Here is a 26,161-nt window from a genome sequence, read left to right as displayed (position 1 = left end):
AGTGGGATTTTCCTTCACGCCCCGGCGCATCACCGCCGCGGTATTCACCGTGCGGCAGAGGCGATGTTCAATGCACGGTGATGTGGTGCAGCACAGCGGCCTATTCGCGATCATCGCAACGTTCTCGCGCGCGCGCGCGTTACGAGTCCGGAAACTCCAGCCGATGTCGGCCATTGTCGATGCTGCCGAACGACTCCGGCACGGCGGCGAGCATGGCCTTGGCGGCGACCTGTTCAGCGTGCTGAATCGATTTCTGCTTCCGCCCATCTCGCCCGCGCCGCCGCCTGCCGGGCACGCCATCCCTCGAGCCTCAGCAGATCCGTGAAGTCGCCCCACAATCGCGGCGGTCGAACGGCATCGAGCCGCTGCGAAAGCTGCGCAAGCCGCTCGGCCGGTGTCGCGGAGGTGGCGTCGGGCGGCGGTGGCGCGCGTGGGGGCGCGGGCAGCGCTGCGTGGTTCTTCGGGCGCCAGGGCAGCGGAGCATGTCGACCATCCCGCCGCTGTTCATCTTCGGCATGGTGCTTTTGAGGGGTTCCAGGGGTTCTGGGGGTTCCACCGGAGCGAACGCCTTGATCCTGGCCGAGCTTCGCCGCCTCGGCCCTCGGAACCCCCGGGTTGGCATCAGGGGTTCCAGGGGGTGTCGAGGACGCCGCCAAGGCGGCGAGCTGCGACAGGAGGTCAGCCAGCGCCATGGGCTTCCTCGTCCGGGTCGCCTGCCAGGATTGCACCGCTGACGATGTACACCCGGCGCTTTCCTTCGCCGGGGATATTCACGTTTGCTGCTCGGTGCCGCTCCGTTCCGCCCTTCATCCAGCCGCGCGCGATCAGCAAGTCGCCGACACGCTTTGCATCCAGGCCCCGGCAGACCTCGCTGGACCAAGTCTCCGGCAGAATGAGGTATTCCCAACGTTCGTCATTCCCGGCCCCAATCCGGCGCCGAAAGCCAGCGCGGTGGAGGGTGCGGCTCCCCTCTGGGGCCGAGGGCTCGGGGCCATCGGTCAGCGCCGTGAACCGCGCCTCCCCATGCGCTTCAAGAAACTGCCGGACTTGTGCCAGGGCCGCGGTGGCCTCCGCCGGCCCATTGCCGACGCGCTGGGCCATCCAGACATTGAAGCAGGAAGCAGCAGCCCGCGTCGCCTCGCCCGGCGGCCAAGGCAGAACCCCGTAAGCGCAGGCAACCTCACCCGCTGCCGCGACCAAGGCGAACCGACCCGCAACGGAACGAATCTGCCCCGCAGCGCCGGCGGGCACGTTCTCGGCCAGGAAGCGTGCGCGCAGGGCATCCAGCCCGCTCGACAGGGCCGCGGCATCCTCGCCACGGTCGGAGGCAAGCCTTGCGAGGAACGCGCGCGCAGCGTGACCGTGACTGGCCAAAGCTGCCTGGCGAAGCTCGTCGACCAGCGCTGCCGAACTGGCGCGGCCATGCAGGTTCTGGAACGCGCCCCAGCCCTTTCCAGCGTCGGCGGGCAGGCTGATCAGCCGAACGTCCAGCCCCGCCGCAGCCTTCTTGTTGGCCTCTCCCATCTTTGCGGCGAGGGTGAGCTCGCCCGTCGAGAGGAACATGGTGCGCCAGGACTGGCGACGGCGTGCGGCGCCAGTACGGGATGCGCGCTGCTTACCCGTCTCGTTGGCAAGCATGTAGATGACATCGCCGACCTCGCGCGCATCTGCCTGCCCCATCTCGTCGAGGATCAGCAGCGCATCGGAGGTCTCCGCCGCCACGCCCTCAAGGCCATTGGCGGTGCCGCGCCAGGAACGCATCTGGGCGTCTGAGGACGGTTTGCCCCAGACGCTCCCGCCGAGCATCGCCGCGGTGGACTTTCCGGTGCGACTGTCACCCACCAGGTGGAACCCGCCTGACGGCTCGCCGAGCACATCAAGGAGCGGACCGGCGAAGGCCGCCGCCATGAACAGCGCCATGCGATCATTGCCGACCGCCAGCGCCGCGACCTTGGCCTTCCAGTCCGGCAGCGTGCCGGCGGTACGGAACGCGACATTCGCGCTCGCCGCCTCGTGCTGCAACGTGAAGTCCGATGCGCCGCGTCCGAAGGTGTCGCCGGAGGGCATGACGAACACGGAGCCTGCGTCCGCGCGGTGCCAGCCGCTGCGCGAGACGCAGCGCAACAGACGGGGCGCGCGAACGGAGCCGACAAACGATTTCAGCAATTGGTGCGCGGACGAGCTGATGCCGCAGGTGAGGCCGTTGTGCTCCAATTCCTCCGCAATCTCGTTGCCCGGCCTATGGATCAGGCGGCGCGGGATCGCCCATTGGTGGGTGGCACCCTCGCGATCTCTCCACTTCAGCAGCAACCCCCAGCCGTCGCCGATGTCGGTGCGGGTCTCGCCAACGACACGAAACGGCGCGGCAACCCAGATGGGGTCCGGCTCGCCGTTCTTTTCCGTGGGCGGCGGACGAAACATCAATCCGGCGCGCGTCATCACGAAGCCTTCCGGCATCTCGACGGGCGCACCGTCGGGGGCGTCATCCAACATGTCCCGAAGCTGCTGGGCGGTCACGCCATCGGGCAGATCGTCGGCGAGATCCCAACTCGCGGGCCAGTCGGTCGGCACGTCGACGATACGGACTGACGCACATCCTGCCTGCTTGGCTTGATCCGCCACAGCAATGGCATAGCTGGTGCCGGGCTCGTCCTGGTCGGGCCAGATGGTCACCTTGCGACCAGCCAAGGGTGCCCAATCCGCCTTCCGGGGCGCCCCGCTGCCGCCCAGGGAGGTGATGGCAACATGGTCCGGGAACAGGCGCGCGGCCGCCTTAGCGGCCTTCTCGCCCTCGGTCACAAGCACCGGGGCATCGGGCTCAGCGGTGAGCCGCTCGAGCCCATAGAGCGGGCGGGGCTCCGGCGGCGCCTTGCAATGCCAGCCAGTGATGTCCCGCGGCACGCCCTTCTTGTCGGTCCAGACGCGCCGGCCATGGCTCCAGGGCAGCACTTGCTTTCCGGGCGACCCGTCATCTTGGACGTGGTCATATCGCGCGGCAGCGGCGATCGGCGCGCCTTCCGCGTTTCTGTAGATCCAGCAGGAGGACGGCTCGCCGTGGATGTAGTGGCGGAAGCGCCGGGCGGGCGGATGCTGCTCACGGCACGGGATCAACTCCAGATGATCCACGGGCGCGGCACGCGGCGCCTCGCCGCTGGTGTCGGACTTCGTTTCGTCATTCATCGGCGAGAACGGATCGGCGGTGTCCTGCGGATCGTTGGAACCCGTGGAACCCCCATCGCCGTCGCTGGGGGGGGCGTGCTTGGGTTCATCAACCCCCAAGGATTCCGTGACATCGGGCGTGGTGGAACCCGTGGAACCCCCAGAACCCGTGGAGTCAACGATGTCCGGCGGCGCATTCGTATCCAGGCTGACTTCGTCGTTCATCGATCGATCCTCAGCATGGCCGAGAGGCGGCGCGCGGCCTCCGCCTGCGACAGATTGAACAGATAGGCGGCCAAGCTGACCGGGTCGCCGCCGCGCGCATCCGAGGCGAAGTCGGCCCATTTCCCCGTCCGCAGGTTGATGGTGAAGGAGCCGAGGTTCCGGTCCTGCCGGAGCGGGTTCCGCGCCGTGAACTCGTTCCCATGGACCCGACCATCGGGCAGCCAGCGCGCCAGCAACTGCGGCAGCGAGGCGAGCGCCGCGGCGTTGATGTAGGAGAAATCGACGCGACCCGGCTTCGCTGCCGGGCGCTTCGTGAACCCGGTCAAATCGACCATTGCACAGCCTCCTTGGCATGATCGGCGGTCAGCGCCGGGGCGGGTTTGGCCAAGGGCGAGGACCCGGCCTGGATGGTGGCGCGGGCGCGTGGTTGGTCTTCGGAATTCGACCGCAGCGCACGCATCGAGAAAGTGGAAAGCATGTTCGGCTCCATGATTGGAACCGAGCGCATCCGTGCTGGCATCTGAGGCGCGCGAAAGGTAGTTTGCGGGTGTCGAGACCGCTTTGTTCCGCCTCGCCGCCGGGCCGCACACCATGCGCCCGGCGGTTTCTATTTGCCCTCGTTGCCCAGCAGGCGGCGCAGCGTGGCGGCGTCCACGAGGGTGCGCCCACCCACCCGGAACAACCGCAAGAGCCCCTCCGCAGCCCTGCGGCGCAGGGTGGCGATACTCAGGCCGCTCAGGCGGGCGGCATCGGGCAATGTATAGGCAAGGGCGCCCGGCAGCGGGGCGGGGCGTTCCTTTTTCGGATTGGCGCTGTGCGTCACGGTGAAGCTCCCGGCAATGAAGCGACGCGGGTTGCTCGCTTCTGACGCGAAACTTCCGTTGCTCAGGAGCAGTAAATAGGCGACACGATTTATTTGGTGATTCGATTCAGCGCTTCGATTTCCGCCCTGCCGCAGACCAAGCAGGTGCATCAGCGGCTCGCACAGCATTCGCCCAGGCGCGCTTGAATCCGCGAACTGACACTTTGTGCCCAGCCAACGCCGCAGCATCCACGATGGCCGATTTGCCCTGCGGATTGCCAGGGTTGGCCTTCATCATCTTCGTGAGCCACGCCTCAAGGCGCGTCTCGGCCCCGATCATGGACACGACTTGCACTCGAGCCGGCGTTGCTAGAGCCGGCTCCGGGAACGATGGCGGCGCTGGTGCATCCGCCAATGCGGTCGCAGGCCCATCGCTTGCCGGAAAGGCCTTCATCACGTCTTCGCCGCGAAGCCTAATGGCGGCCCACAACAGGCCTTCCTCGCTATCCATGGATTTCGAGAGATAGGCTTCCATCTGCCACGCCACTGGCGAGGTCGCGCCCTCCATGTCGATGAAGAGCGGGTGGCTGCCGCGAAAGAATTGGGGAGGGATGACGACCGCTGGGCCGGGGAGAGGCTCATCAGTGTAGCCAAGTACGCGCTTCCCCTCAGCCCGCACCGTCTCGGCACCAAGCCTCTCCGTCAGGGCGCGCGACGCTGACTCCAACTCCGCTTCAGCCTGCGCCATGTGGTTGATGTCGTCGCGCAGTTCCGCCGCCAACGCGGGACCGCTTAAGCCGCTTTCCAGCATCAGGCGCTGCGCCGCCTGCACAGATGGCTTGCCGATGTCGGCCACGGGGTCAGGAGCCCGCTCCAGGGCCGTGAGCAGGTGCGGAGCCGAGGTCCGCCATAATGGGACAGAGATGCCCATCGGGTACTTGGCTCGCGGTCCTACATGCCAGTCACGTTTCGGCCTGTACGCGGGTAGGTCGGGCCAAGCGCCGCCAGGCACGAATTGCCTGAAGGCGATCCATACCAATGCCTCGGCAGCCATCCACCAGGCGGGCGGTTCGTGCTTAGTGGTCATCGGCGCTCGTCTCCGGTCATGCCGACAGCCTAGCCCGGAAAATTCATCAGGGCTGGCGAACATGGCGCAAACCCATGATCGGCAATAGGATTCGGCTGCGAGACCTGAACCCTGTCGATTTCGGAGCCCAAGCCAGCCAAGGCTGAACCTACAGCCGCACTTCCTGGCCTGTCACCGGTCTGCGGCAAACGCCTCATCGCCCGCTGCGACGGCGGCCAACTCTCGTCGGATGGAGCATGTGCTGTCCATCCTTGCGCGCCGCGTCCTGCAGGATCGGCCAAAGCGCCTGGGCGAGCCAGCGATGCAGCGTGCTCGGATGAGGGATACCCTGCTCGGGCCAGTCGTCCTCCCACTCGTCCGCTGGGCCGTCCCAGTGCAGTCGGGTGAGTAGTGCGAGTTCGACCAGTGGGAGCGTTTGGACGACCTCGGCCATCACCATCCGAATCATGGACTCGCACATGTCCTGGTGAAGCACGTCGGCGCCGGCGCACGAGAAGGCAAAGGCTACCCAGAGATCGTCGGTCTGGCCGAGGTGCTCTGGCACCCCCCCGCCGGGGATCGAGGACGCGCGGTTGCGCACCGCGCCCACAAGCGCGGACAGGGACTCATGCATCAGGGAGCGAGTGAAGGCGCCGAGGCTGTCGTCAGCGCCCGACACGCTCTGCTCCAGCAAAACTGCCACAGCCCGGAACAATGTCAGCGCTGCCTCCGCTGAGGCAGTTCGTCAGGCGAGACACCGTGCAGTCGGGCAGGCGCGCAGACTCGTGCCGCCTGTTGCGGCAAAGCGAGGATGGCTCCAGCGCTCCGCTAAGTCTCTTCGTCGGCACTCGATTCATCCTCCTCGGCGTCTACGTCTTCGTCATCTTCGTCGCTGTCATCGTCGCGTTCTTGCTCCTCGTCGAAGCGCTGACCATCTCCGTCGGCTGCCTCGTAAATCACCGTCCAAAGAACTCTTTCGACCCAGTCCCGCAGGACGCCGACGGATGGAAGATCCGCTTCGGGCCAATCCTCGTCGTCAACTTCTTTGTCCGCCAGCGATCGTGCCCGCCATCCCAGGATCATGAGCTCGTAGGGCGGAATGGCTGCCACGACTTCACGGATGATCAGTCGGATCATGTCCTCCGCCTCGTCGAAGAGCGGGTAGTCCTTGCCGCTGCAAATGGCCGCGAAGCCTGACCAGAGGTCGTTCCCGCCACAGTCATCGTATGGCACCAGACCTGCGTCGATTCGCTTTGCGGCGTGTCGCACTGGATTGATCAGTTGAGCGATGCGAGCATCGGCGAGTGCGGCAAGTGTCCGGTGAAAATCAGCACTGCTCATGCGCGTCTTTACCCCAGCCTTTCCCTCGTCAAATGCTTTGCGACAGCGGTGGTGTTTGACTAACGGAGGATTCGGCCCATCGGTTTTCGAGGTCAGAGGTTGTGTGTAGCTCCAATCATCTACTCGCGCATCGCGCTCGCCTGCATTAGGCATGTGTGACCGGACCGCTCAGTCAAGGTTCCTTATATCCGCGGCTTGTCCCTGTTTGTGGGACACGAGCACTACCCATACCGCACCGGCTAGGCGTGCGTAGAGGCGCCCCTGGTTATCCTGCCCGGTTGCAAAGTGGCGCTCCCACCAGCCTTGCTTGCCGGCTACCCCCTTCCATCCGATCGGCATGCCCTGGGCGATTCGATCCAGTTCTCCAAGCGCGCGCCATACGGGGCCGCGATCGCTCAGCTCCGTAGCCATGAAGTCCAGGCTGCTGCCCAACAAACGCACTCGCGGCAGCAGCGCCGCCGCAACGCCCGCCACCTCATCGCGCAACAGACGGCCGGCACGGGGCGTTGACTTCGCGCGTCGCGCATCAGCCGACCTTGCCAGCATGTCAAGCTGAGCTTGCAAGGAGGCGACTTCGCGCAGCAGGCCCGCAGCCTGAGCTCGCTCGGCGGCGCTGGCCGTTAGGGCCTCATGCATGCGCGCGGCGAGTTCCTTTTGTTGCCGCATGGCGGAACGCAGTGACTGTGAGAGCAGAGCTTCCCGTATACCGGCAGCAGTAGGTGCCTGCGCTGGTTGGCCATCTTCGATCAGTGAAACGACACTGGCCTGGAGCGCCTCGTTCATGCCGGCGAGTCGGAGGAACCAGTCTCCGGGGTGGTCGCTCCCGTTGGGTCCGGAGCGGACCACCATGACCCCCAACACGGTCAATGCACGGGATACTCGGTCACGCTCGGCAGCGCTTCCATCCAGGAAAAGGTACGCTTCGCCAGCCTGCTCCAGCGCCACTAGATGGGCGGGTACCGTATCGGCGATGAAGGGGCGGCAAAGCGATGGAGGAAAGGCCTCGCCTGTTTCTTCGATGCGATTGCCATCAAGCAGGGGGAAAACCGCGCCGCCCCAGGCGACACCCCGGCGGCCGTCGGGAAGCCTCAGGATATCAACCGTTGCAAGGCGCGCATGTTCCGCGCCTGAATGCTGCACTATGATCGATTCGTGGGCGTCAGCGGTTGGCTTTTCCAGAATGGCGTCCTCCAAGACGCAAGCGGATCAGACCTCCACCGTTGGTGCAAGGGCCGCTCCTAGGGAATAATTGGGCTCGATGATGGGTAAGTGGCAACAGCTTTCGGACGCCTACATCGCCGGCGACTTGCCGGCGTTCATAGGCAACTGGATCGTCATCAGCGTCGTCTGTTCGATGATCGTCGTCTGGGGCTTGGTGGCCGGGTGGCGTTTCTGGCAGGGCACACGACGGTTCGTCGCAGCCTTCGATAAGGCCCGCGTCACCCTCGAGGCCACGCCATCACGAAGCGTGGATTTCGCCGCGCATTATGAAGAGGCGAACGGCACGCTCCGCGATGCTCAGGTTATCGGTCCTGCCTGGCGGGACTGGGCGGCTACGCTGCTCACGCCATCGGTCGAGAACCGGCCGGTGCAGTCGACGATCCGGCCTGGAGAGTATTTCGGCCTGGACCTTCTTCGCGAATGCGGAATCAATCCGCGCCTGCATGCGGCGATGCCGAACCTGCTGGTCGGCGTCGGTCTCCTGCTGACCTTCGTCGGTCTCATCGTCGCACTAATGGCTGCCGGTGAGATCGCCAGTCCTTCTGCGAGTGCGACCCGACGTGCAGTGGAACTACAGAAGCTACTCAACGGGGCCTCCGCGAAATTCGCGACATCTTTGGCGGGCCTGCTGTGCTCCCTGCTCTACACCGTGTGGCGCGGCAGCCGGATGCAGCGTGCGGAGCGCGCCGTGCATGCCTTCCTCGCAGCGCTGGAGGAACGCGTACCGTTGGCGACCAGCGCCACGCTTCAGGCCGAGGCCAACGCGATTCTCCGCGAGTCCCAAAGCCAGCTCGAGATCTTCAACCAGACCCTCGCCACCAGCATCGGCAAGGCGGTGGACAATGCACTCGATACCCGGCTTGGTGATCACATCGGTCCCTTGCGAGAGGCGATCGAAGGCTTGGTGACGACCATTGGAACGCAGAACCAGGAAGCGCTTTCCCAGATGCTGGAAGACTTCCTCAAGCGTCTCGACGGCGGCGCGAAGGGTGAGCTTGGAGCTGTCGCTGTGAGCCTGCAGGGCACGCAGGCCGCGCTAGGCGAGTTGCAGGTCGGGCTTACAGGGGCCGCTAACGGCTTGGTTTCTGCCGCCGGTCAGATTGGAGCACAGGCCGGGACCGAGGTTGCAGCCGCGCTGGCGCGCGTCTCTCAGCAGGTCGATACTCTCGTGGAACGCCTGACAGAGGTCGACCGACAGGCCCGTTCCTCAAGCACCGCAACCTTTGAGCAAGCTGCGCGCGGCATCGCCGAGGCGGCGAGTGGCTTCCGCAATGCCGCTGGGGAAATGGCCGGAGAACTCCGCCAAGCCATTGCCGCATTGGTCGCCACCTCGGGCCTCGAGGCCGCGACAGCAAACCGGAAGCTGTCGGAGCAATTCGCCGAAATGCTGGATCAGCTTCGAGCCGTGGGAGACGCCGCGCGGGAACAGGGTGATATTGCTAGTCGCGAAGCGGCGCAGCGTCTCGACCATGCCGCGACCGCACTGCGGGGCGCCGCCGATGCGCTGAAGGATGCCATGGGGCAAGGTGGAAGCGAGGCGGCTGGTCGCCTCATTGGTGCGGTCGATGAAGTGCGCGGCGCGCTGGAACGAATCATTGGCGAGGCAGGCGCCGCTATGGCCGGGGAGGGCGAACGTGCCGCCCAGCGCCAACAGGAAGGCGTGGAGCGACTCACTACAATGCTCCTCGATGCCGTGGCCACATTGCGCAAGGGTGCCGGCGATGCGGCGCTGTCGCTTGAGGAAGGTGGTCGCAAGGCAGGCTCTAGCCTGGAGCACGGGGGAGCGACTGCTAGCTCCGGTATCAACGGCGCTTCCGAACTGTTGCGTCAGGGGGCAGAAGCTGCCTCCCGGTCCCTCGTCGCGGGGGGTGACGTTCTGATGAGTCAATCTCGCGATGCGGCGGCTAGGATAGGTGAACTGCGGGCGGCCGCGGAGACGTTGCGAGATGCGGTGCTCGCGATGAGTGAGGATGCGCGTGGCGCCGGCGAGCCGCTGCGAGCTGCGGCGCAGCACTGGGAGGTGATGGGCAAGATAGCGGTCAACGCGGTGCAGCAACTCGAAGCGACAGCGCAGCAGGCCTCTTCCGCGGGCCAGGACGTACAGGCAGCGTCCGCTCGGATGCAGGAGGCCATTTCTGCGGTCCAGACGCTCGCCCAGGGCTTGGAGGTTACAACGCGAGGCTTCGGCGGAGTTGGGGATGAGTTGGATGCGACGCTAGAAGCGCTGCAGGCTGGGTTGCAGGGCTTTGCGAACCAGATTTCCAGCTATGCGAAGAGCACAAGCGACCACATGGCGACCGGTGCAACTGAGCTGGCGGCGACCATCGAGGAGCTCAAGGAAATTCTTCCTGACCTAATTCAGCAACTTCGCCAAACCATCGCGGACGTTAAGGCCGGGTCGCAATAGCCATGGCCATGCGTTCGGCTGAAGAGGAGGAAGGCGGGGACGGTTACTTCGCCTCGGTGAGCGACCTTATGGTCGGCATTTTGTTCGTGTTTTTGCTGATGCTGGCGGTCTTTGCCCTGGCATACAGCGACCCGGTTGCGGAGAATGACGCTGCTGCGATGCGCCAGCGGATCATGCAGCTAGAGTCTGAGCGTGACAAGCTTCGCGACGATTTGGCGACGACGGTGGCTGCTCTGAACACCGAACGGAGTCGATCGGCTGTCCTTACCGTCACTTTGGATGCGTCACAGCGTGAAGTGGCCAGATTGACCGCCGAAGTTGATCGCCTTCTTCGCGCCGTGGCGACGCTGCAGGCCCGAGTGCTTGTTCTGACGGATGAAAGAGCCAAGGCGCTCTCGGATCTGGCACAGGAACGTGCCCGCGCCGCCGTTCTGAGCCGCGACCTCGAAGCAGCCCTCGTGGAGATCGCGCGCCTTCATGCGGAACTGCTCGCGCAGGGGCGAGCACTAAGCGAGTCCCGTGCTCGTGCGGTCGCCTTGGAGCAGCAGCTCGCCGCCATAACCGCGGAAACGTTGAGCTTACGGACACAGCTTGAACGTTTGATGGCTCTGGTAAACCCAAGGGAGCGTGAGCTCTTCAGGGAGCTGCTGAGCGACCTCCTGGTTATCGAGCGCGAACTGACCAACCTGAGCGATGAAGGTCGGTTGCAGCGTCTGCGCCGAGACCTTCTCGAACGCTTGCAGGTACGCTTGAGAAGCCATCGCATCGAAGTGCAGATTTCTCCCCAGTACGATGTCCTCCGTCTCCCGAGTGAAGAATTGTTCGTGCTCGGCCTCCCGACCTTCACGCCGACGGGGCGTGACCGGGCGCTCCGGCTGCTGGAGGAGGTCGCGACGCAGCTTCCCTGCTTTGCGCGTGGCGGCAGTGTATCGGACATTTGTCCGGATCCCGTTCCATTATTCGAAACCATCCTCATTGAAGGCCATACGGACACCATTCCAGGCGACAATTGGCGCCTCTCCACAAGCCGAGCCCTGGCAGTGCTTGACCTGATGGTGGGTCCATTGGCGCGACTGAGGGAATTGCGGAACGCCGCCGATCAGCCGCTGATCGGCTTGGCCGGATATGGCGAATCCCGAACCTTGCCAGGCATCGCGGGGACCGATGCGCGAAATCGCCGCATCGAAATGCGATTCCTCCTCGCTGCACCAAGCGCCGAAAATCTTGCCACTCTACGTGCACGGGTCGGTGAAATCCGGGCACGCCTCGATGCACTGCAAGGGCGGCGGTGATGCGACAGTCGCTGTTAGATCTCCGTGGCTTGGTCGCGCATTTCGCGGCTGGTCCCCTTCTACCGCCGGAGGACCGTAACCCCGCTCACTTGATGGTCGAGCGGTTGCGGAAGCAGAGCGGGCGTCTGCCTGGCCCACGCCAAGCTGGTGGCGTGGAAGCCGCCCTGCGTGAAGTGCGGGCCGCTGCTGCTGCCGGACGGCCGCTGCTCTCGCTGCCTGCGCCGACGCTTCGCAAAGCCGCCTGGACCTTGTGGGCCCCTGACGGAGGTCAGGCGGAGGCGATACCTGGATTCCTTGATGCGGCCATGAGTCTGGCTGCAAACGATGATCGGATGTTGAAGCGCCTCGCTCTGGTGTGGCTGTCTGGTTTCGACTTCGAGATGCCTGCAACAGAGCCAGGGCGGCAAATCGGTGGCTTGCTGGCGCGATCGTCGTCCCGCCTTCTTGGTGGCTGGAGGGCGGCGCACGACCGCTTCGCCCTTTTTGATGCTAGTCTAGGGCCGACGCTGGTGGCGCAGAGGGTCTTGGCGCAGGGCGATGCCGCTATCGCGGAAGCGTCACTCGATATGCCCCTTCTGGCCAAAGGCGGCTACATGCGTGCCGTGACCATCGCTCTCGCGGCGGAGGTCGGTCGCGGGCTTGCCAAACTCGATGGCGGGGCTCTGCTTGATCGTGCTCAAGCCTTCCTCGTTTCAGGGCGCACATTGCGTTTCGCCGAACCCGAATTGCGTGGACGTATCGCTGATGGGCTCGTCTCGGCATGGCTCGGTACCCCCGCGCCGCCCGACGCTTTGCGAAGCCGGGTGCTGGCTTTCCTGCGCGAGCATCTCGGTGATCCGCGCGTCAACAAGCAGCACTGGGAACGAGCCAGTACGAGGACGCAGCAGACCATCAGATCCTGGTTGGCAGCCGTTACGCTGGACGCTTTCTTCCGAACCATTGGTCGCTTTTCGATGCAGGCGGGTCTCGAACATCAATGGGCCGATCGCGAAGCGTTCTGGCGAGCCTGTCTCAGGAAGAACTTCATCAATGACAGCTGGGTCGTGGTGGGAGACAATGTGCAGCACCACATCCGCAGCATCCGCGATATCGCAGGAAGCTATGGCCTGATCCAGGGCGGCGCGGATGCCAACCACTCCGTTCTGTTGATGACCATCGGGCAGCATGTCTTCGCAGAATGGAGCCACAACGGGAAGCTCCGCGTCTGGCGGCACAATGACTCACGCGCGCCACGCATGTTCAACAGCGGTTACTACCCGGTTTCGCAGCTCAAAGGGTTCTGTTTGACTTTCCCGGCACCCTTGTATCGCGGAGATCTGGACCCGACTGGCCACGATGGGCTGGTTCACAATGCTGCCACCTGGCGGCACCGTGTGGCCGAGTTCCTCAGGTTGAACGAGGGTCTCATCATCGAGGAATATGAATGGCAAGCCCGCCGGTGACCCACCGCTTCATCTACCGGGCCGAGGCCGCCGGAACCGAATTCCGGCTCGAGTTTGCCGGGGCCTCAATTCCTTTCGACAGTTGGGCTCTGGAGGCGCCGGACACGGCCTTGCCGGGCATCTCCACAATCCAGCGACTCATCGCCGCGGGGAAGGCGATCGCCGAAGACCAGGTGGCGCTGGTCCAGCACGATGCCGTGGCCGAGCTTTCGGCCGCCGAAGCGGCCTTCCTTGACCTGCCGCCGCTGGCGGATGCTGTCGCGCGAATAGCCACGGGTGGCCTCATCAACCGCCCTGATTTCCGAGCAGCGCTGCAATGGTGCCGACCGAACGGTCAGGCGATCGTGCAGCCGAATCGCACAGGTGCGTGGCTGCGGATCGGTGGCCGTGAGGGACGGCTGTCCGCGCCTCTCTTTGCCATTGCAGAATCGGTGGATGCGCTTGCGGCTGCGCCGGACGACACTGCCCGGATGCAGGCCCTGATCCGCTTGCAGGAAGTGCTGCCTGGCGCGCTGGCCAACGGTGCGGCCTCGGGCGGCGGCATCGCTGCTTCCATCACCGTGCTGCAAGCGGACGCCTTCTCGCTCGATGCCGGTGGCGGTGCGCGTGACCCTCGGATCCGTCCAATCCTCCACCGAGCGGGGACCGCCGAGCCGCTGCTGGAGGGGTCTGCGCAGGCAGCTTTTGCGGATTCCCTTTTTGGTGGCTTCAAGGACGCACGCCCGCTCTACGCCCTGCCAGGCAACGTCTTCGTCTTCGTCACCCCCGTGTTACGCCGCGCGCTGCAGGTGGTGCGCGAACAACTCGCGGCCCCAGCAAGTCGTCGCCGTGCTTTCCTCGCGGAGCCGCGCCGCTTCCTGACTGAGGCTTTCGAGGTGACCGACGACCCGACTCTGGTTGACCGCGTCGAGGATGTCGTCGTAGAGACCCCGGCTTGGTCGGACCGTGTGCTTGGCCTCGGCCTATGGACCAAGCGGCCCATTCCGTGGCTTCAGAAGCCGTCCACGCAGTGGTTTGGACCTGAGGGCGAGACGGCCGAGATCGGCGGCATCGAGATTGATGGCCAGCGCCTGCCTTTGAAGCCTGACGAGGCGGATGCCCTCGCCGATTCGGTCAGGGCTGCGCGTACCCGCGGCGAAGCAAGCGTCGAGTGCCAGATGCCCGACGGATCGACGCGGCGCATTGAGACCTCCGAGGCGGTGGAGGCCGATCTTCGCGCCGTTGCTGCCGCACAGCGTCCGAAGGCGCCGGGCGAACCCAAGGCGCCGGAGCCCGAACGCCAGACGCTTCTGATTAAACCCAATCTGGAATCGTTGGACCACGAGGACGAGTTCGTTCCCCGTGCGTCGCTGCCGACCACGCTTCCGGCCAGCCTCCGATCACAGCTGAAGCCGCACCAGGAGGAAGGGCTGGAATGGCTGATGCGGTGCTGGCTCGCCGGCCGGCCCGGCGTACTGCTCGCGGATGACATGGGCCTTGGGAAGACGCTTCAGGGGCTGGTCTTCCTCGCCTGGCTGCGGGAAGCCATGGAAGGTGGCATTCTGCCGCGCGCGCCTGTGCTGATCGTCGCGCCGACCGGCTTGCTGGCCAATTGGCAGGCGGAACACCAAATCCACCTACGCGTCCCCGGCCTCGGCCGGCTCCTCCCCGCGCATGGCAAGGGTCTCGCTGATATCCGCCTGCGTGATGCCGATGGCGTGCCGCGCCTGGATACCGCCCGCATCGCCACAGCGGATTGGGTGCTCACGACCTACGAAACCCTGCGCGATCATCTTCCCGAGTTTGGCGAGATTCATTTTGCCGCCGTGGTGATGGATGAAGCGCAGAAAGTGAAGACGCCCGCTATCCGCATCACCGACGCGGCGAAGGGCGTGCGCGCCGACTTCAAGGTAGCAATGACCGGTACTCCGGTGGAAAACCACTTGGTCGACCTCTGGTGCATCGTGGACACTATCCACTCCGGATTCCTCAAGGAGTTGAAGGAGTTCAGCCAGACCTATGTTGGCCCGCAGGTGACGGAAGACCGCCTGGCGGCCCTGAAGAAGCGCCTAGAGGCCCCCTTCGGTGGCGCCCCCGGCATCCTGCTCCGTCGCCTGCGGCGAGAACGCCTGAAGGACCTTCCCGCACTTCATCAGCATGAACGGGAGGTGCCGATGCCAGCGGCGCAGCTGGAGGCCTATGAGGACATCCTGGCCTTTGCCCGGCAGGGCGACGGCAGCCAGGCGCTCATTGCCCTGCAACGCCTCCGCAAGGCGTGCCTGCACCCCGCCCCCGACATGTCCGGCAACGACGCCTCCTTCATTGCGGCCTCCGCGCGGATTGCCGAATGCTTCCGCATTCTCGACGAGGTGCAGGCCAAGGGTGAGGCTGCGCTGATCTTCCTGGAGGAGCGCGACATCCAGGCGCGCCTCGCAACCCTGCTGCAGCGCCGCTACCGGATGTTGGCCCCACCCGCCATCATCAGCGGTGCGGTGGCGGGCCCGGCCCGCCAAACCATGGTGGACCGGTTCCAGGCGGCATCCGGTTTTGGGGTGATGGTGCTCTCCCCCAAGGCCGGCGGCGTCGGTCTGACGCTCACGCGCGCCAACCACGTCATCCATTTGTCCCGCTGGTGGAATCCGGCGGTGGAGGACCAGTGCACGGGTCGCGCGCTCCGCATCGGCCAACGGCGCGAAGTCCATGTGCATTTGCCCATGGCGGTGCTGCCCGAGGGCGACAGCGCATTCGACCAGAACCTGCACCGCCTGCTGGAACGCAAACGTCTTCTGATGGAGCAGACACTGGCGCCGCCCGAGCCGAGCGAGGGCGAGGCTACGGAACTTTTTGCACAGACGGTTCGCGCAGCGCCAAGCTATTCAGAAGCATCTTCGCGGCGGGGAGTTTGAGCGCCGTCCTCGTGCTGCTCGTTGCGCTCTTGCGCACGCGAGCCTGATTGGGCTCAAGCCCAACGTCTTTGGGGCCTGCCCCAGACAGGCTCGTACGGAGAACAGAGTCTGGCCATGAACGAGGACATTCTGAGGGTATGGTCAATCGGGACCGCTCCACTATTGCAACGCTAGTTACATTCGGTAAGCTTCCGGATCGAAGAGATCGTAGTCTAGGGCGCTTGGACAGGTCGAGGCGCCAAATCATTCGGTGGAGCACGTGAGAGCGATTGCAAAGAGCTTCGCTTATGCGATCTGCTGCGTCGATGCGGCTTTCGTCTCTCGGGAACTGCCATGGGTCTCATGGCCAAACACAGCCACGGCCAACCAGCGGTCTCGGTCCATGCGCCTTCTCCATATACAGGTTGCCGACTTCAGGCATGACTTGACGCTACAACACTCGATCGGCGTCTACACATCGCCCGGAGCGCGAGCTACCAGCACCGCTACAAACGCATTCCTTAAAGACGACGGAACGGCCTGACCCATGCTTTACCGATCAACTACCTATCCGCTTGCTACCTTAGTACACGATATCAAAAGCGGCGCGATCGGGCTTCCCGAACTGCAACGCCCGTTTGTCTGGCCCAACGCAAAGATTAGAGATCTCTTCGACTCGCTCTATCGGGGCTACCCTTGTGGCTTCCTGCTGCTCTGGGAAACTGGAGTTAATCTCAAGGGCATCGGCACCAATGGCAAGCAAGAGACGCCAGGTATCGCAATTGTCGATGGTCAGCAGCGGCTGACGTCGCTGTATGCGGTGATGACGGGATCGGAAGTCATACGCTCAGATTTTTCGCGCGAGCGCATAAGGATCGCCTTTGATCCGCTATCAGAACGCTTTGAGGTGGCCAATGCAGCCACCGCGCAAGATCGCGCCTTCATCTCCGACATTTCAGAGATGTGGAAGCCTGGCGCCAATGTGTTCAAGATGGCTGGCAATTACCTAGCCGAGCTCGGGTTAGTGCGCGAGTTGACCGCGGATGAGACCAATCGCATTCAGTCGGCCATCGGTCGCCTTTTGAATCTTTCGCAGCATCCGTTCGATGCTCTGGTGCTGACTTCGGAGGCTACCGTGGAAACGGTAGCTGAGGTGTTTGTCCGCATCAACGGTCAAGGTGCTAAGCTTAGCCAAGCCGACTTTATCCTGACGCTCATGTCAGTCTTTTGGGAGGAGGGGCGCAACGAGTTGGAAGCGTTTGCCCGAGCCGCAGCCGGGCCTCCAGACGGAAAGCCAAGCCCGAAAAACTATTTCATCGAGCCCTCGGCTGATCAGATGCTACGCGTGATGGTCGGGCTTGGTCTCCGGAGGGGCAAGCTCGACGCTGTCTACTCTGCTTTGCGGGGCAGGGTGCCGACTACCGGCATCATTGATCCCGCTCGCCGCGACGCCGGATTTTTGCGCTTGAAGAGTGCCCGCGACGCGGCCCTTAACGTCAACCGATGGCACTACTTTTTGGGGGCGCTGCCGCTCGCTGGGTATCGCTCACGCCGGATGATCACATCGGAGCAGGCGCTCCTTTATGCCTACGCGATCTTTCTCATCGGCGTGGAAGATGTAGGTGTAGAGTTGCCTCGCATGCGCCAAGCGATCTCAGAGTTCTTCTTCATGGCGGCAATGACGTCGCGGTATGCCCTATCCGGCGAGACGCGCTTCGAAGCCGATCTCGCCGCGTTGAGCACGACCGGCGGCCCTGCCGATTTCTTGGCGCGTCTCAGGCGACTAAGTGAGCTCAAGCTTACAGACGATTTTTGGTCAATTTCCCTGCCTGACAGCTTAGCATCGTCTGGGGCCAAGACGCCTTCGCGGATGGCTTATTACGCTGCATTGGTGGTGCTCGATGCGAGGGTGCTGTTCTCGCCGGTTAAGGTTGCCGCCGCTCTCGATCCTGCCGTCTCAGGTACGAGGTCCACACTTGAAGGACACCACCTTTTTGCGCGTGCCTATTTGGCTAGCCTGGGCCTGACCGAGCGCAAGCAAGTGAACCAGATCGCAAACTACGCTCTTCTTGAATGGCCGGATAACGTGAAGATTGGCGCGTCAGCGCCGGCCGAGTATGCGCCGACGCTCGATGTCTCCCTCTCGAAAGAGGATCGTTTCCATCACGGGCTGCCTTCGGCTTGGTGGACACTACCGTACGACGCCTTTCTGACTGCTCGCCGGCAGCTCATTGCGCAAGTCATTCAGGCTGCCTGGGAACGCCTCTGCGGCAAAACGGGGAGCATGAAGGCCGCACCGTTAACCGCCGCCGAGTTGATAGCGGGTGGAGAAACAGAAGGCGTTGAGTTCAAGTCTACCTTGCGCACCAACCTGCACACAAACCAGCCCGACGAGAAGATGCACCTGGCGGTTCTGAAGACTTTAGCCGCTTTCCTCAATGCGGGCGGTGGCACATTGCTTATTGGTGTCGCTGACGACGGCTCAGTGGTCGGTGTGCAAGCCGATAGCTTCCCCAACGAGGACAAGATGAGCCTTCATCTCGTCAACTTGGTGAGGGATCGGATCGGTGACCTTTTTCTCCCCTACATCCACCCTGAGTTTGTCGATCAAGATGGCGCCCGGGTGCTGAGTGTGCGTTGCGAGCGCGGCCCGAAACCGGCCTTCGTCAAGGAAGGTGGAACGCACCGCTTTTATGTTCGGGGGGCCAACGCAACTACGGAGCTCAGTGGCCAAGCAATCGTCGACTACACGTCTCAGAGGTTCAAGTAGGCCTACTTCAAGGTCAGCCGGCTGCGTTCAGGGCAACCACTTCGGCCAGGGGCTTCGTGCAATGCATTGCCCATTCGCGCATGAGCATGGCGCGGCGCTCCAGAAGGTCGGACCGTCGATAGGCGCCGGAGACCTTGTTCTGTACCTCATGCGCCAGCGCCTTTTCCGCGGCCTCTCGCTCAGTCGGCCGGGTGTCGTCCACCCAGGTCGAGAAGCTGGCCCGGAAGCCATGCGGCACCGCGTCGCGCCCATCCGGATCGCGCCAGGGCGCCGGCGTCCCCTTTGGCCTATCTGCGTTCATGCGGCGCATGACGGCGCTCAACGCCATGTCGCTCAAAGGCGTGGTGAGCTTCGCGCTCGGGAAGATCAGCGTGTCGCCGCGCAATGCAGTCCGGCGCGGTAGGTCCTCGGCCGTCACCGGCATGCCAGCAATGGCATGATAGGCGCCCAACAGGACATCAACCGCGGCCTGGGAGAGGGGAACACGGTGCGCGACCTGTTCCACCGATTTCTTGCCCTTCATGCGTTCAGGCGGGATCGTCCAAACAGGGAAGGCGCCATCGAAGCTGATTTCGGACCACCGCGCGCCTCGCACCTCGCCGGAGCGCAGCGCGGTCAGGACGCAGAAGCGCAGCGCCAACGGAGCGAGCCCGCTCATCTGCTCAAGGGCCTGCATGAAGGCAGGCACGCGCTGCCAGGGGAGGGAGGGTTGCTTGCGCCCACCGGCCAGGGCCGGCAGTCCAGCGTGGCGCAGCATCTTGGGGTCGGCCGGGTTGTCATTGGCCCGCATCCCATGTGCCGCGGCGAAGCGCAGAACGGTCCCGATCCGGCGGAGCACCTTTGCGGCCATGCCAGGGCGCTCGCGCCAGACCACTTCAACCGCGCGTTGCACCGCGGACCGATCTATCTCGGCCACCTGCATCGCGGAGAGTGCCGCGGCGTGCATCTTCAGGCTGGCGCGCCACATGTCGGCGGTGCGAGCGTTCTTGAAACCGGGTGCCAGTGAGCTGATGCACGCTTCGGCGACGGCGCTGAAGGTCTGATTTTGCGCCTGTTCTGCCGCCCTTGCGGCTGCCTCTGCAGCGGCCTTCCGCGCGGCCTCCTCCGCCTGGCGGACGGCTATGGGATCGATGCCGGCTTCGGCCTGCCTGCGTGCAGCCGCCGCAGCTTCGCGGGCCGCCTTCAGGGTGATGGTCGGCCAGCCCCCCAATCCCATGTCGCGGCGCTTGCCGTGGACCGTCAGGCGGCACAACCAGACCTTCGCGCCGGAGGGTTTCACTTCTAGCAACAGCCCGCCTCCATCCGAGACGCGATAGGTCACACCCCGCTTCTTCAGCGCTTCGATGGTTTTGACGTCCAGATTGTTCATGGGCGCTTCGGGGCGGTCTCGAGTGTGGGGGTGGAATTCCTGGCCCCCACAATAGCCCCCACAAATTCTATGCGCCAGCCTGGGTTGAGTTGATGCGTGTTGATCGGTAAACATAAGATTTATATTCGGTTTTTAGGCCCTTGATGCTCCAGCCTGCTCCACTGTGAATGTGGAGGATGGTGTCGCCCCTGGGCACCATTTTCCCCCTAGATTGCAGTCTTGGTTTCCGCGCCTCATCGCCGTGCCGGAAGGCGTACCGGCACGACCTCGCCGCCGCGCACCAGAACGTCGCGCTCCATCGCCAAGGGCACGCGGATGACGCCCTCGGCAGCGGGCTGGTTCGGCGCGGCGCGCTCCACCGTCATCTCCAGATGCGGCCCGCGCACCTCCTCCAGCAGCACCAGCCTGGTCGCGTCGCGCGCGGCGTTGTTGTCGCCGGCGAAGGGGGGCAACTGGCCGGCCTGACGCTGCCACAGGAGCCGCCCGCGGCCCAATTGTCCAAAGGCCCTGGCCTTCCTGGACCTGGTATCAAACGAGGCCGTGCTTCACGAAGGCACCATCCTTGATGATCATGGCGATCCGCGCGCCCTGGTCCTGCAGCACGCGCAGATCGGCCAGCGGGTCGCCTTCCACAACCAGCAGGTCCGCCAGGTATCCCTCAGCGACCCGGCCGAGCCGCCCCTGCATGCGCACGACCTCCGCACCATGGATGGTCGCCTGCCGCAGCACTTCCGCCGCCGGCAGCGCCTCGGCGCGAATGAGCAGTTCCTCTGCCTGATATTGCTTGGGGGCGCGGAACAGGTCGGTGCCCAGCGCCATGCGAACGCCCGCGCGCTGCGCGATCTCGAGCGAGCGTGTGCCGGTGGCCAGGACCTCCCGCGCCTTCTCGAGATGGAAGGCCGAGATGCCTACCTCTGCCGCGTGCTGCACGACCCGCCGGTAAACCACGAGTGTCGGCACCAGGATCGCGCCGCTGGCGGCCATCAGCGCGGCGGCGCTCTCGTCCAGGAAGTTGCCGTGCTCGATGGTGCGCACGCCGCATCCCACCGCACGCGCGATCGCGCTGGCCGTGTAGGCATGGGCGGCGACGTATTTGCCGGCGCGCGTGGCCTCATCGACCACGGCCGCGATCTCCTCCAGCGCATACTGGTCGTAGTCGACCGGATCGGCCGGGCTGGAGACGCCGCCGGAAGCCATGATCTTGATCTGGTCGACGCCGCGGCGGATCTCCTCGCGCGCGGCGCGACGTACGCCTTCCACGCCATCGGCCACGACCATCATATTGGCCTCGGCGCGCAATGCGCAGCCGGGGCAGGCATCGGCGGGGTTGCGCATGTCGCCATGCCCGCCGGTCTGGCTCAGCGGCCGTCCGGAGACGAACAGGCGCGGCCCCGGAAACAGCCCTTCCTCCACAGCGCGGCGCAGCCCGGCATCCGCGCCGCCCATGTCGCGGATGGTGGTGAAGCCGCGCAGCAGCGTCTCCTGCAGCAGCCGCGCGGCGCGCGCCGTGACCAGCGAGGGGAACAGGGACGGGTAGGGCACCATCCCATCGGCGCAGACATGCACGTGGCAATCGATCAGCCCGGGCATGATCGTGCGTCCGCCAAGCTCGATCACGCGCGCATCACCGGCGGCGAGCCCGGGCCCGAGGGCTGAGATGCGCTGCCCATCCAGCAGCACGTCGGCGCGCCGCAGCACGCCGGCATCCACATCCAGCACCGCGCCGCCGCGCAGCAGCGTCCGCATCGCGGCTGCCTCAGCCGGCGCGGATATTGGCGTCGCGGATCAGGCGCTCGAACTTGGCGTATTCGCGCGCCAGCATCGCCTGCACCTCCGCAGCCGGTGGCAGGCTCGGCGCGGGGATCGTGCCGACGGCACGCAGCTTCTGCTGCACCGCAGGCGTGGACAGCACCTTCACATAGGCCGAATGGAGACGGGCGAGAACCGGCTCTGGCAGGCCCCGCGGCGCCATGGCGATGTACCAGGAATCGAGGTTGGCCGCGGCCAGGCCCATCTCACTCAGCGTCGGCAGATCGGGGAAGTCGGGCGAGCGGGTGGAGCCGATCGCCGCCAGGGCGCGCATCCGGCCCTCCGCGATGTGCTGCTTCACCAACCCGGTGCTCAGCACCGCCACGTCGAGCCGCCCGGCGAGCAGGTCGAGGATGCCGGGCGGGAGGCCGCGGTAATCCACCGCCGTCACCTGGAAGCCCATCGCCTGCTGCATCAGCTCCATCGCGATGTGGGTGAAGGTGCCGTTGCCCGCGCGCAGGTAGTTGAGCTGGCCGGGTCGCGCCCGGGCCTGCTGCGCGAACTCCTCCATGCTGCGGGCCGGGTTGTCGCCCCGCACGACCACAACCGAGACGCTGTGCGAGACGAGCGTGAGGCATTGCACGGAATCGACAGGATGGAAGCCGGAGGGCGTGAGCATCGGCCCGACCAGATTGCCGAGCGCGGCCATCATCCAGGTATGCCCATCGGGCGCGGCCTGCACGAGCTGCTGCGAGCCGATCACGCCCCCCGCGCCGGTGCGCACGTCGATCACCACGGGCTGGCCGAGCTCGGCGGCGAGTTCCTCGGTATGCGTGCGCATCACGAGATCGACGATGCCACCGGCCGGGTAGGGGTTGATGAAGCGGATCGGGCGGCTCGGGAAGGTCTGCGCCAGGGCGGGGCGCGCGAGCGGCAGCAACGCGCCGGCGGCCAGAAGCGCGCGGCGTGTGGGGGCGATCGTCATGGCGGGGTTTCCTTCTTCCGATCCTCGATGAAGCGCAGCACGGTGAGCAGGCCGCGCTGCATGTGCTCGCGCAGCTCGGCGCGCATCGCGTCCAGATCGTCGCCGAGCGCGCAGCGCAGATAGGCATCATGCGCGTCGCGCCGCGGCCCCGGCCGGCCATGCGCGCGGTGATGCGCCGCCCAGTAGAGGCTCAGCCGCCCCCGGATCGCGCCCCAGGCCTGGCGCAGCAGGCCATGGCCCGCATGGTCATAGACCACGCTGTGCAGCGCGAGCTCGGCTGCGATGCTGGCCTCGTCGTCCCCGGCGTCGATCGCCGCGCCCAGCGCCTCATGGCGCTGGGTGAGCGCCGTGCGGAAGGCTGCGTCGCGGCGGTCCCAGGCACATTCGAAGGCGAAGATCTCGAGCGTGGTCCGCAGCGTGTACAGCTCGTCCGCGATCACGGCGTCGAGTGGCGCGACGCTCACCCCGCCCCAGGCGCGCTGCTGCACCAGCAGGCCTTCCTCGAGCAATTCGCGGATCGCCTCGCGCAGCGGCGCGCGGGAGATGCCGAGGCTGCGCGCCAGCGCAACCTCCACCACCGGGGCGCCGGGCGGCAGGCGGCCCGACAGCACCGCCGCGCGCAGCGCATCCGCCGCGCCCTCGCGCAGCGTGACGCGCACCAGCGGGGCATCGGCGACGCGCGCGGGCAGACTCATGCGGCGGCCTGATCCTTGAGGGCGGCGTAGAGATCGGCCAGTCGCCGCGTCATCGGCCCGGGAAGGGCCGCGGGCAGCGCGCGCCCATCGATGCCGCTGACCGGCGTCAGCCCGCCGAAGGTGCCGGTCACGAAGGCCTCGTCTGCGGCATAGACATCCTTGAGCGCGAAATTGCCGAGCCGGAGCGGAATGCCGTTGTCACGGCACAAGGCGATGACGTTGCCGCGGGTGATGCCGTTGAAGCAGTAGTCGCCGGTCGAGGTGCAGACCTCGCCCCCGCGCACGAAGAAGAAGTTGGTGGCGTTGCAGGAGGAGACGAAGCCGTGCGGGTCGAGCATCAGTGCCTCATCCGCCCCGGCCTTGATCGCCTGGATCAGCGCGGTGATCAGGTTGAGCCGGCTGTGCGAGTTCAGCCGCATGTCGAACATGTCGGCCGGCGAGCAGCGGATGGTCGAGGTGAACAGGTTCAGCCCGCGCGTCTGCAGCGCCGGGTTCGGCAACTTCCACTCGGCCACGATGACGATGGTGGCGGGACCGATGGTGTGGCGCGGATCCTGGTTCGGCGTCTTCTTCAGGCCGCGCGTGACCATCAGGCGCAGATGGACGCCATCCTCCATGCCGTTCGCGGCCAGTGTCTCCTGCAGCGCGGCGACAAGGCCGGCGCGGGTCATGCCGATATCGAGGTCGATGGCGCGCGCGCCCTCGAACAGCCGGTCCAGATGCGCGTCGAGGAAGACAAGGCGGCCCTTGTGCAGCCGCACGCCTTCCCAGACGCCGTCGCCCAGCACGAAGCCGGCGTCGAAGACCGAGACCCGGGCCTCGTCGCGCGGCACCAGCGCGCCGTTGACGAAGATGCGCACGCCCGCATTGCGCGGGTCGGCGGGGAAATCCTGGCTACCGGCCATGGCGGTGCGGGTGGAAGGGGGCCATGGGATCCTTCGAACGACTGGCGGCTGTCGACATTAGGCAGCGGGGATGCGGCCGGTCAATCACGCCGCCCGCCATCAGGCCCGCCCGGGCGCGAGCCAGGCCGGGGGCGTGCCGGCGAAGATGCCGGTCGCTGCGGCCTCGACGCAGGCGGCAAGGCCCGCGAAGCGCACACGCCGTCCGGTCAGGCCGGGCCCGTAATGGGCGTACTTGCCCGAATTGGTCAGCAGGTCGCCACCGCCGGCCGGGATCACCGGCTCCTCGATCATGCACCAGCAGGTGTCGGTCACCAGCCGGAAGCCGAAGTCTTCCAGGGCCTGGGCCACGCCCACCGCCTGCGCCTGCGCGAGCACCATGCGGTTCGTGGTGATGATCGCTGCCGTGCCTGCGGATCTGTGGCGCCCGTGGCATAGCTGCGCGATCCGGCCCAGTTCCTCGAGCGAGGCATGCGGGTTGCCGATTGCCACACAGGCGATCGGGGCGATCTCCGCCCCGTTCAGTTCCTGCCACGCGGCCAGGAGTTCGGCCCCGCCGATCGGCAGGGGGTCTGCGATGGCCGCCTCGCCGAGCGCCGAAGCGAGGTCCGGCGCCTCTGGCGTGACGCCGACGATATGGAACATCGGCGCGGCGGAGGTGGTGGCGAAGGCGGCGGCGAAGGCCTTCAGATCGTCTCGCGACGGTGCGCTTGCCTCCAGCCCCGTCAGCACGGGGATGTCGTGTGGCGAGAGCTTGCCGGCCAGGTAGCCCAGCAGGGGAAAGAGCGCATCCTCCGCGCCAGCGGGAAGCGCCACCTGGATGTGCCGCTGAGCCTTGCGCCGCGCGGGGACATGGCAGCCGCTGAAGGGCGCGCGGCCCGTCAGCGCCAGGCAGAGGTCGAGGTAGTCTGGATACTTGCCCGTCCTGGCGCCGAGGACGCTGTTGGCGAAGGCCACCGCGTTCGACTCTGCCCAGCCGATATGCGCGCCAGGACCGGGCGCTGTGTCGAGCAGGTAGGGGGCGCAGGTGAAGCTGGGCTGGGCACCCATCGCCAGATAGGCGTCTGTCTGCCGCTCGACCTCCGCCGCACGGTCCGGTGCGATGCCCAGCATGCGCCACTGGTTGCGATCGATCGAGATGGCGTTGAGCGTGGTCGGCACCTTCACCCGGGCACCAAGGTCGCGCAGGCGCTCGGCGATGGCGACGCTGACAGGCCCGGTATGGATGCAGCAATCGAGGTGGCATTGGCTGACGTCGATCAGCCGGGGCGCGCCTTCGAGCCGGGCCATGGCGATGATGATGCGCATGGCGAATTGCCGGGCGGGACCTTCCGCACCTTCCAGCATCGCGTGATCCTCCGGCGTCAACGCGAGCGCGACGTCGGGCGCTGCGGGCAGCCCGGTGGACGGCCGCATCGCCGCGGCGCCGAGGGCTGTCACCACCCCGTCCCGGACCAACGCATGGCGGGCTGTGCCCAGCAGCCGGAAGCTGTCGCGATCGAGGCGCACCATCGGCAGGCTTCGGTCGAACAGCGCTTCGGCAATCAGCGCGCCGAGGGGCAGGATCGTCTCCTCCTCGCTGAACACGATGGCGGCGGGGCCGGCACCCTTCACGATCAGTTCGAGCAGCACCGCGCTGCCCGTGCAGGAACCGCGACCGCTCGGAATCGCGAGCACCGCGCCGCTCACGCAGTGCCCATGCAGCGGGTGCTGGCTGTCGATGACCACCCCCGTCTGCGCGCAGATCCCGCCCCAGAAGCTCAGGCCGAGATCGGCATGCAACAGGGGCCCTGCGGCCGTGCCGGGGACAAGCGAGCGCCCGGGGAGGGTGACATCGTGCATGTGGTCTCCGGTGTTGTTGCCGCTGTGCCC

General features: G+C 65.7%; 21 protein-coding genes. 7 read left to right on the top strand and 14 right to left on the bottom strand.

Features of this window, described 5'->3' with window-relative positions; translation table 11 throughout:
• The first annotated feature begins 1 nt into the window (after nucleotide 1).
• Nucleotides 2-325, top strand: a complete 324-nt coding sequence (locus AC2D9U_RS04170) for a hypothetical protein (protein ID WP_484746744.1) — start codon at nucleotides 2-4, stop codon at nucleotides 323-325.
• A gap of 353 nt (nucleotides 326-678) precedes the next feature.
• Here AC2D9U_RS04170 and AC2D9U_RS04165 read toward each other — a convergent pair whose 3' ends face one another.
• The gene (locus AC2D9U_RS04165) at nucleotides 679-3,384 is read right to left on the bottom strand and encodes a DUF927 domain-containing protein (RefSeq protein WP_484746742.1); all 2,706 of its coding nucleotides are present in this window, start codon (nucleotides 3,382-3,384) and stop codon (nucleotides 679-681) included.
• The gene (locus tag AC2D9U_RS04160) at nucleotides 3,381-3,719 is read right to left on the bottom strand and encodes a hypothetical protein (RefSeq protein WP_484746740.1); all 339 of its coding nucleotides are present in this window, start codon (nucleotides 3,717-3,719) and stop codon (nucleotides 3,381-3,383) included. The genes AC2D9U_RS04165 and AC2D9U_RS04160 overlap by 4 nt, the downstream gene beginning before the upstream one ends.
• Nucleotides 3,720-3,764: 45 nt before the next feature.
• Between AC2D9U_RS04160 and AC2D9U_RS04155 the strand changes: the two genes are divergently transcribed.
• Nucleotides 3,765-3,908, top strand: a complete 144-nt coding sequence (locus AC2D9U_RS04155; RefSeq protein ID WP_484746738.1) for a hypothetical protein — start codon at nucleotides 3,765-3,767, stop codon at nucleotides 3,906-3,908.
• Nucleotides 3,909-3,991: 83 nt separating this feature from the next.
• Here the strand turns inward: AC2D9U_RS04155 and AC2D9U_RS04150 are convergent, their stop codons facing one another.
• The 5 genes from AC2D9U_RS04150 to AC2D9U_RS04130 form a co-directional block, all read right to left on the bottom strand.
• Nucleotides 3,992-4,357: a MerR family transcriptional regulator gene (locus AC2D9U_RS04150; protein WP_484746737.1), complete on the bottom strand. Its 366-nt coding sequence runs from the start codon at nucleotides 4,355-4,357 to the stop codon at nucleotides 3,992-3,994.
• Nucleotides 4,314-5,042: a hypothetical protein gene (locus AC2D9U_RS04145; protein WP_484746735.1), complete on the bottom strand. Its 729-nt coding sequence runs from the start codon at nucleotides 5,040-5,042 to the stop codon at nucleotides 4,314-4,316. The genes AC2D9U_RS04150 and AC2D9U_RS04145 overlap by 44 nt, the downstream gene beginning before the upstream one ends.
• A 424-nt stretch (nucleotides 5,043-5,466) precedes the next feature.
• Nucleotides 5,467-5,955, bottom strand: coding sequence for a hypothetical protein (locus AC2D9U_RS04140; RefSeq protein ID WP_484746733.1), 489 nt, complete (start codon nucleotides 5,953-5,955; stop codon nucleotides 5,467-5,469).
• A 125-nt stretch (nucleotides 5,956-6,080) separates the two neighbouring features.
• Nucleotides 6,081-6,593, bottom strand: coding sequence for a hypothetical protein (locus AC2D9U_RS04135; protein ID WP_484746731.1), 513 nt, complete (start codon nucleotides 6,591-6,593; stop codon nucleotides 6,081-6,083).
• A gap of 168 nt (nucleotides 6,594-6,761) precedes the next feature.
• A complete protein-coding gene (locus tag AC2D9U_RS04130; RefSeq protein ID WP_484746729.1) occupies nucleotides 6,762-7,787 on the bottom strand; it encodes a hypothetical protein in 1,026 nt (341 codons plus the stop codon).
• Nucleotides 7,788-7,851: 64 nt separating this feature from the next.
• Between AC2D9U_RS04130 and AC2D9U_RS04125 the strand changes: the two genes are divergently transcribed.
• From AC2D9U_RS04125 to AC2D9U_RS04105, 5 genes are all read left to right on the top strand, one after another.
• Nucleotides 7,852-10,221 (top strand): hypothetical protein, encoded by a 2,370-nt coding sequence (locus AC2D9U_RS04125; RefSeq protein ID WP_484746727.1) that lies wholly within the window; start codon nucleotides 7,852-7,854, stop codon nucleotides 10,219-10,221.
• 2 nt (nucleotides 10,222-10,223) lie between these two features.
• Nucleotides 10,224-11,513, top strand: a complete 1,290-nt coding sequence (locus AC2D9U_RS04120; RefSeq protein ID WP_484746726.1) for a hypothetical protein — start codon at nucleotides 10,224-10,226, stop codon at nucleotides 11,511-11,513.
• Nucleotides 11,514-11,665: 152 nt separating this feature from the next.
• Nucleotides 11,666-12,955: an EH signature domain-containing protein gene (locus AC2D9U_RS04115; RefSeq protein WP_484746725.1), complete on the top strand. Its 1,290-nt coding sequence runs from the start codon at nucleotides 11,666-11,668 to the stop codon at nucleotides 12,953-12,955.
• Entirely contained in the window at nucleotides 12,937-15,840 is a 2,904-nt protein-coding gene (locus AC2D9U_RS04110; protein WP_484746723.1) for a DEAD/DEAH box helicase, read from the top strand. Before AC2D9U_RS04115 ends, AC2D9U_RS04110 begins: the two co-directional genes overlap by 19 nt.
• A gap of 526 nt (nucleotides 15,841-16,366) precedes the next feature.
• Nucleotides 16,367-18,589, top strand: coding sequence for a GmrSD restriction endonuclease domain-containing protein (locus tag AC2D9U_RS04105; RefSeq protein ID WP_484746721.1), 2,223 nt, complete (start codon nucleotides 16,367-16,369; stop codon nucleotides 18,587-18,589).
• Between the two features lie 13 nt (nucleotides 18,590-18,602).
• On the opposite strand, the gene AC2D9U_RS04100 is transcribed toward AC2D9U_RS04105, so the two are convergent.
• The 7 genes from AC2D9U_RS04100 to lhpI form a co-directional block, all read right to left on the bottom strand.
• Nucleotides 18,603-19,958, bottom strand: a complete 1,356-nt coding sequence (locus AC2D9U_RS04100) for a tyrosine-type recombinase/integrase (protein ID WP_484746719.1) — start codon at nucleotides 19,956-19,958, stop codon at nucleotides 18,603-18,605.
• A gap of 233 nt (nucleotides 19,959-20,191) precedes the next feature.
• Nucleotides 20,192-20,410, bottom strand: coding sequence for a hypothetical protein (locus AC2D9U_RS04095; RefSeq protein WP_484746717.1), 219 nt, complete (start codon nucleotides 20,408-20,410; stop codon nucleotides 20,192-20,194).
• Between the two features lie 76 nt (nucleotides 20,411-20,486).
• A complete protein-coding gene (locus tag AC2D9U_RS04090; RefSeq protein WP_484746715.1) occupies nucleotides 20,487-21,704 on the bottom strand; it encodes a metal-dependent hydrolase family protein in 1,218 nt (405 codons plus the stop codon).
• A gap of 10 nt (nucleotides 21,705-21,714) precedes the next feature.
• Nucleotides 21,715-22,692, bottom strand: a complete 978-nt coding sequence (locus tag AC2D9U_RS04085; RefSeq protein ID WP_484746714.1) for a Bug family tripartite tricarboxylate transporter substrate binding protein — start codon at nucleotides 22,690-22,692, stop codon at nucleotides 21,715-21,717.
• The gene (locus AC2D9U_RS04080) at nucleotides 22,689-23,387 is read right to left on the bottom strand and encodes a GntR family transcriptional regulator (protein WP_484746712.1); all 699 of its coding nucleotides are present in this window, start codon (nucleotides 23,385-23,387) and stop codon (nucleotides 22,689-22,691) included. The genes AC2D9U_RS04085 and AC2D9U_RS04080 overlap by 4 nt, the downstream gene beginning before the upstream one ends.
• Nucleotides 23,384-24,292, bottom strand: a complete 909-nt coding sequence (locus AC2D9U_RS04075; RefSeq protein WP_484746710.1) for an aminotransferase class IV — start codon at nucleotides 24,290-24,292, stop codon at nucleotides 23,384-23,386. Before AC2D9U_RS04075 ends, AC2D9U_RS04080 begins: the two co-directional genes overlap by 4 nt.
• Nucleotides 24,293-24,391: 99 nt before the next feature.
• On the bottom strand, nucleotides 24,392-26,131 hold the full coding sequence (lhpI, locus tag AC2D9U_RS04070) for a cis-3-hydroxy-L-proline dehydratase (protein WP_484746708.1): 1,740 nt from the start codon (nucleotides 26,129-26,131) through the stop codon (nucleotides 24,392-24,394).
• Nucleotides 26,132-26,161 lie beyond the last annotated feature (30 nt).

Source organism: Roseomonas sp. TF40 (assembly GCF_057219975.1).
The sequence above is the reverse complement of the archived record's forward strand: the minus strand, read 5'-3'. Positions and strand labels throughout refer to the sequence as shown.